Here is a 6565-nt window from a genome sequence, read left to right as displayed (position 1 = left end):
GGTGAAAAGAAGAAGCATTAAAAAGGACGGAGACAATGCAACGGCAAAGTAGTTATACCAAAGATGGCGGTAAACTTTTTTTAGTACCGACTCCAATTGGAAATTTAGAAGATATTACGATTCGGGCAAAAAAAGTTTTAACGGATGCAGATTACATCGCAGCCGAGGACACGAGAACGAGTGGCATTTTGCTTGAAAAAATTGGTGTCCACAATCATATGATTTCTTTTCATAAATACAATTCAAAAGAAAGAGCGCCTGAATTAATTAAATTAATGCAAGATGGTGCTACGATTGCGGAAATTAGTGATGCAGGGATGCCGGTCATTTCCGACCCTGGTTATATTTTGGTGCAAGAGTGCATTAATAATAATATCCCCGTTGTTCCTTTGCCAGGGCCATCTGCGTTTGCTACGGCGTTAATTGCTTCTGGTTTTGATGCGCAGCCGTTTACTTATTATGGCTTTTTGCCACGCAAAGCAATGGAGCAAAAGGGCTACTTTGAAAAAATGCGGGATTTTCGTGGAACCTCTATTTTTTATGAAGCACCGCATCGTTTAGCAAAAACTTTGAAAACATTAGCGGAAGTTTTGCCAGCAGAGCGTCAAATTGTGGCTGCTAGAGAACTGACGAAAATTCATGAGGAATTTATTCGCGGCACAGTTGCGGAAGTTAGCAGCTATTTTGCCGAAAATGTTCCACGAGGCGAGTTTGTTATTTTGATCTCACCTAATACTGAAGCTCCTAAACAGCTTTCTTGGCCAGATTTAATCAAATTAGTTAATGATTTGGTACAAAAAGGCGAAAGCAAGAAAGATGCGATCAAGGAAGTTGCCAAAGAGCATTATGTTTCTAAAAACGAATTGTATGATCAATATCATCAAGGCTAGGAAAAATGAAGTACACGGAAAAATATCAAATTGAATATAGTGATTGCGATGAAAATCAGCATTTAAAAATCCCCGTCATGATCGACTTGTTTATGCAGGTTTCCGAACATCAACTTGATAAAGGACACGCTGGAATTGCGGATTTGCTCAAGCGCGGACTAGGTTGGGTAGTAACTCAATATCAAATTAAGATTTCTTCTTTGCCCAAACCAGGCGAACATGTAATTTTGAGCACCGAAGCAGCCGGTTATAACCGCTTTTTTGAATATCGTGATTTCGGGATTGCTGATCAAGATGGCAATTCTTTAGTTCAAGTTCATAGCCAATGGATCATGTTTGACTTGAAGAAGCGAAAGCTGACTGCGGTTGATGAGAAAATGATGCATGATTTTGACGTTCCGCTTCTGCAAAAGATGCCACGTTTTCCGCGCCTGCGTCCATTAGATAAATATGATGAAAAGCGGCAGTATCGCGTACGTTATGATGATTTGGATATAAACCATCACTTGACCAATAGCCATTATTTTAACTGGTTTATCGATATGTTTGATCGCGACTTTTTAAAAACGCATCTGATTCAGACAATTGACATTAAATTTGATAAAGAAGTTCGCTATGGTCAAGTAACTTATTCCTGCATGACACTAAGCAAAGAGCCAGTTAAGTCCTATCACGCTATTGAAAATGAGGACGGAAAAGAGCAAGCTGTTTGTGAGATTGGCTGGCGTAAGATATGATTAAATTAATGCATGACAAAATGGTCATGCTTTTTTATGAAGGGGATTACCAGCAATGAGTATTAAAAAATGGTTTGAGATCTATTTGCGTGAATTGATTTTGTTGGGATTAATCGTAGCCATGAAAGTTGTTTTGGAACAATTTTCATTCGGCCCAGCTACGGTAAAAGTCGGTCTTGGTTTTATCGGCAGTGTTTTGCTTGCTTATCTGTTTGGCCCAATTTGGGGAGCCGTTGGTGGCGGTATCAGTGACTTGATTGCTTCCGCAATTTTTGGGCAACAGGGCGGCTTCTTTATTGGTTTTACGCTAACAGCAATGGTCGCACCATTTATATATGGTTTGTTTTTCTACCAGCAGCCAGTGAAAATCTGGCGGATTATAGTTGCGACTTTATTAGTTGACCTCATTGTCAATATTGGCATGAATACAATGTGGATTCACATAATGTATGGCCTGGATCTTAAGGCAGCTTTGATTCAGCGCGCCCCTAAAGAAATTATCGTTCCTTGGATTCAAATGATCGTCGTCTACTTTGTCTTGCAGTCCGTTTCTCGTGTTAAAATAAAAAAGTGATTTTAGAAATAAAAGGGAAAGAATAATATGAAAATCTTAAGTGTCTCTACAGCAACCAGCAATTTGAGCGTTGCTTTAAATGACAGTCAAAAGATTATTGCCGAAAAAAATGAAGTAGATAAGCGCAACCACAGCGAACACCTTGATCCGTTAATTGATGAAATTTTAAAAGATAATCAGTTAACTTTGCAAGATATCGACCGCTTTGCTGTTGCAATTGGGCCAGGTTCATATACTGGATTGAGAATCGGAATAACAACCATTAAGATGTTTGCCAGCATCTTGCATAAGGATGTTGTTGGTATTTCCACTTTGCAAGCATTGGCCAAGTCAGCTTCTGGCGATGATTTAATTGTGACTGCACTTGATGCCCGCAACGATAATTATTTTGCCGCTGCATATGTTTTAGATAAAAATCAAATTCCGCAAAATGTAATTCCAGATGGTCATTATCATATTGATACCTTATTGCAAGCCATTAAGGATTATTTGAAGGAAAACGATAGGCATCTGTTGTTGCTAGGCAGCGGTTTAGATAAGCAGGAAGATAAAATTAAAGCCTTAGGCGTTGATTTTGCCTATGGTAAAGATGAGCAAAATGGTGTTCATGCTGGTTTAATTGGTCAATTAGCTGAAACTGCAGAGCCAGTTGACCCTGATAAATTGTTGCCGAAATACTTGCGCAGAACGCAAGCTGAAGTAGATTGGCATAAGAAGACGGGGAAGCCTTTCGGTCCGGATAGTGATTATGTTGAAGAAGTTTAAAACATTAAACCAATTCTTTCATCCGGAAAGTAATCAAATCTCGATGGATTTTACTCCTTTTGTCACGACAGTAGGGAATAATCGTCTACAGGTAATGCTAGCTTCAGATGAAAATATTCCGGACTTATTGGTTTTGGAAAAAGAAGTCTATTCTGGTCAAACCCCTTGGAGCAGTTTTTCCTTTAAAACGGAATTAAGAAAGCGCAAAAATTCACTCTATTTGTTTGTATATGAGGCCTCAACCTTAGTTGCCTTTATCGGAGCGCGTTTCCATCCCCGCGAGGCGCATATTACCAATATTGCGGTCGTTCCTAAATATCAAGGCCAGCACATTGGTCATATGCTATTGGAATTAATGATTGAAAGGGCAAGACAGAATAACTGTGAATGTGTCAGTCTGGAAGTAAGAATTGATAATGATCGGGCCAAAAGACTGTATTCAGAATTAGGTTTTGAAGCAACTTTTGTTAGAAAAAATTATTATCAGGATACTCATACCGATGCAGTCAATATGGTTTTATGGTTAAAACCTCATCGAATTAGAAAAAGGAAGTTTACACTGTGAGTGAGAAAAAAGACGTTCGCATTTTAGCCTATGAAAGTTCTTGTGATGAAACTTCAACGGCGGTTATCAAAAATGGTCGTGAAATTGAAAGCTTAATTGTTGCTACGCAGATTAAAAGTCACCAGCGTTTTGGCGGCGTTGTTCCAGAAGTCGCTAGTCGGCACCACATTGAAGTTATTAGTCAAATTACGAAAGAAGCTCTAGCTGAAGCAAATGCCAGTTGGAATGATATTGATGCAATTGCCGTTACTTATGGTCCCGGCTTGGTTGGGGCTTTGTTAATTGGCGTTAGTGCAGCAAAGGCAGCTTCAATGGCAACTGGTATTCCTTTAATTGGTGTTGATCATATTATGGGACACATTATGGCTGCCCAATTAAAAGATGAAATTGAATATCCAGCTTTGGCTTTACAAGTTTCTGGTGGTCATACCGAGATTGTTTTAATGAAAGATCCAATTCATTTTGAAATCATTGGCGATACCCGTGACGACGCAGCAGGTGAAGTTTATGACAAGATCGGTCGTGTACTTGGGGTTAACTATCCAGCAGGTAAAACAATTGACGCTTGGGCTCACGAAGGCAAAGATACTTTCCATTTTCCACGTGCAATGATGGAAGACGATGATTATGACTTCTCATTCTCAGGTCTTAAGAGTGCTTTTATCAACACTTGTCACCATGCTGATCAAATTCACCAACAATTGAATAAGTATGATTTAGCTGCAAGTTTCCAAGCATCAGTAATTGATGTTTTAGCTCATAAAACCATTCGGGCATTGAAGCAATATCGGCCTAAGACTTTCATTATGGGTGGTGGGGTTGCCGCCAACCATGGTTTGCGCGACCGGATGAGTAGTGAAATTGCCAAGTTGCCAAAGACAATGCAGCCTAAGGTGATTTTGCCAGATATTAAGCTTTGTGGCGATAATGCAGCAATGATTGGAGCGGCTGCTTACAATCTTTACAATGCTGGCAAGTTTGCGGATTTAACTTTGAATGCTGATCCATCGCTTGAACTGCCATATGCTGATAGTATGTTGAACTAATTTTTAGACAAAAAAACGACTTCAGAAGTGAAGTCGTTTTTATTTTATTCGAAATTATCAAGATCTGTAATTGCTTGTTCCCAATCACTATTGGCTTGATCAAGTTTTTCCTGGATTGCAGATAATTTTTCTTGCAAAGGCCCTAATTTATCAAAATTAGTAGCAATTTCTGGTTTTGCCATTTCATTTTGAACCTCTTGTTGCTTTTTTTCCAGTTCTTCAATTTCCTTTTCGGCATTTTCCATCGCGCGTTGCAATTTACGTTTTTGCGAATCACGCTGTTTTTGTTCTTGATAAGATAATTTTTGCTCACTGATCTTCTTTACTGGCTCAGTTTCTTGAGGAGTGGTTCCATCTTGTTTTGGAGTTAGTCCTGCGTTTTGTTTTGCTTTTTCGTCAAGGTAGTAAGAATAGTTTCCTTCATAGATTTTAGCATGACCGTCGCGAACGGAAACAATCTTGTTTGCCAGTTGATTGATAAAGTAACGGTCGTGAGAAACGAAGAGCAGGGTGCCATCGTGATCTTTTAAGGCTTGTTCGAGCACTTCTTTGGCTTCAATGTCCAAGTGGTTCGTTGGTTCATCCATTAACAGGAAATTGTCATGCTCGAGTGAAAGCACTGTTAATGTTAGTCGAGCTTTTTGTCCACCAGATAACTGGCCGACAGTCTTATCAATATCTTTTGCTGTGAAAAGAAAGCTAGCCAAGATTGACCGCACATCACGCTCTGGCATTGTCTTATGGCGATCCCACACAGTATCTAGCACTGTTTTGCCAGGATCAAGACGTTGCAATTCCTGATCATAGTAGCCAATGTCAAGGGAAGCACCATATTTGATTGAACCGCCCTTAGGCTTGAGCTGCTTCATAATTGTTTTAAGCAAAGTTGATTTGCCGATACCGTTAGGACCGATGATCGCTACGCGATCTCCCTTGTTTACTTGGAAGGAAATATCTTGCACCATGGTCTTTTCGGGATAACCAATCGTTAAATTATTTAAAATCAAGACTTCTTTTCCGGATGGGCGATCACTGCTAAAACTAATTCTAACCTTGTTTTTATGTTTTGGCGGCTTAATTCGTTCAATCCTTTCCAGCTTTTTGCGCCGACTCTGTGCTCGCTTAGTGGTTGTAGCCCGAACGAGGTTCTTTTGAATAAACTCTTCGTCCTTTTTGATTTCTTCTTGTTGCTTTTTGTAAGCTGCTTCTTGCTCTTTATCGCGTTCTTGGCGTTGCTTCTGGTATTGAGAATAATTGCCTTTAAAAGCAGTTAGCTTGCCAAATTCAAGTTCAAAGATTTGCGTTGCCAGATGGTCCAAAAAATATTGGTCGTGGGAAACGACAAGGATTGCGCCTTCATAATTTTTAAGAAAGCTTTCCAACCAGTCTAAAGTATCTAAGTCAAGATAGTTGGTAGGTTCATCTAACAGAAGCAATGGCGGCCTTTTCAGCAATAGTTTAACAAATGCCAATCTGGTCTTTTCACCACCAGAGAGGCTACCGATTTGCTTTTGCCAAGTATCCTTGGGGAATTTAAACCCATTCAAAATACTTTTAATATCTGATTGGTAAGTATAGCCGCCATTTTGTTCAAATTGAAACTGCATTTGATCATATTGTTTAAGCAGGTCGCTGTCTTCAGGATGATCAGCGATTTGTTCTTGCATATGAGTTAATTTTTTGCCCTGATTAATTAATGGCAAAAAGACGGTTTCCATTTCATCCCAAATGCTTTTGTCCTCATCTAATGCATTTTCCTGAGCAATATAACCGACCTCAATGTTTTTATTAACAGTAAATTCGCCATGAGTTGGCTCTTGCTGACCGGTCATAATTTTAAGCAAAGTAGTTTTACCGACACCATTTGGACCGACTAACCCAATTCTGGCATTTGAATCAATTGAGAAATTAACGTTTTTAAATAAAGTATTGGCACCGAATTGCTGTTCAAGATCGTGCCCTTGTGCAATAATCATAATTCTTCACCT

At 39.3% G+C, this 6565-nt stretch carries 7 protein-coding genes; 6 read left to right on the top strand and 1 reads right to left on the bottom strand.

What is annotated here, in order from left to right:
* The first annotated feature begins 35 nt into the window (after positions 1-35).
* From rsmI to tsaD, 6 genes are read left to right on the top strand one after another with little or no spacing between them, the layout of a single operon-like run.
* The gene (rsmI, locus tag HMPREF0493_RS04690) at positions 36-890 is read left to right on the top strand and encodes a 16S rRNA (cytidine(1402)-2'-O)-methyltransferase (protein WP_006352152.1); all 855 of its coding nucleotides are present in this window, start codon (positions 36-38) and stop codon (positions 888-890) included.
* 5 nt (positions 891-895) lie between these two features.
* Positions 896-1627, top strand: a complete 732-nt coding sequence (locus tag HMPREF0493_RS04685) for an acyl-[acyl-carrier-protein] thioesterase (RefSeq protein WP_006352151.1) — start codon at positions 896-898, stop codon at positions 1625-1627.
* A gap of 55 nt (positions 1628-1682) precedes the next feature.
* Complete coding sequence (locus HMPREF0493_RS04680; RefSeq protein WP_006352150.1) at positions 1683-2201, top strand: folate family ECF transporter S component; 519 nt, start codon at positions 1683-1685, stop codon at positions 2199-2201.
* A 27-nt stretch (positions 2202-2228) separates the two neighbouring features.
* Positions 2229-2966, top strand: coding sequence for a tRNA (adenosine(37)-N6)-threonylcarbamoyltransferase complex dimerization subunit type 1 TsaB (tsaB, locus tag HMPREF0493_RS04675; RefSeq protein WP_006352149.1), 738 nt, complete (start codon positions 2229-2231; stop codon positions 2964-2966).
* Entirely contained in the window at positions 2950-3531 is a 582-nt protein-coding gene (rimI, locus tag HMPREF0493_RS04670; protein ID WP_006352148.1) for a ribosomal protein S18-alanine N-acetyltransferase, read from the top strand. Before tsaB ends, rimI begins: the two co-directional genes overlap by 17 nt.
* A complete protein-coding gene (gene tsaD / locus HMPREF0493_RS04665) occupies positions 3528-4577 on the top strand; it encodes a tRNA (adenosine(37)-N6)-threonylcarbamoyltransferase complex transferase subunit TsaD (protein ID WP_006352147.1) in 1050 nt (349 codons plus the stop codon). Before rimI ends, tsaD begins: the two co-directional genes overlap by 4 nt.
* A gap of 44 nt (positions 4578-4621) precedes the next feature.
* On the opposite strand, the gene HMPREF0493_RS04660 is transcribed toward tsaD, so the two are convergent.
* Positions 4622-6553 carry an ABC-F family ATP-binding cassette domain-containing protein gene (locus HMPREF0493_RS04660; RefSeq protein ID WP_006352146.1) on the bottom strand — a complete coding sequence of 644 codons (1932 nt, stop codon included), beginning with the start codon at positions 6551-6553 and terminating at the stop codon, positions 4622-4624.
* Positions 6554-6565 lie beyond the last annotated feature (12 nt).

The sequence above is a fragment of the Lactobacillus amylolyticus DSM 11664 genome (assembly GCF_000178475.1).
In the GTDB taxonomy this organism is placed as follows: Bacteria; Bacillota; Bacilli; order Lactobacillales; family Lactobacillaceae; genus Lactobacillus; species Lactobacillus amylolyticus.
Note: the sequence above shows the minus strand (reverse complement) of the source record. Positions and strands in the feature narration are given on the sequence as shown.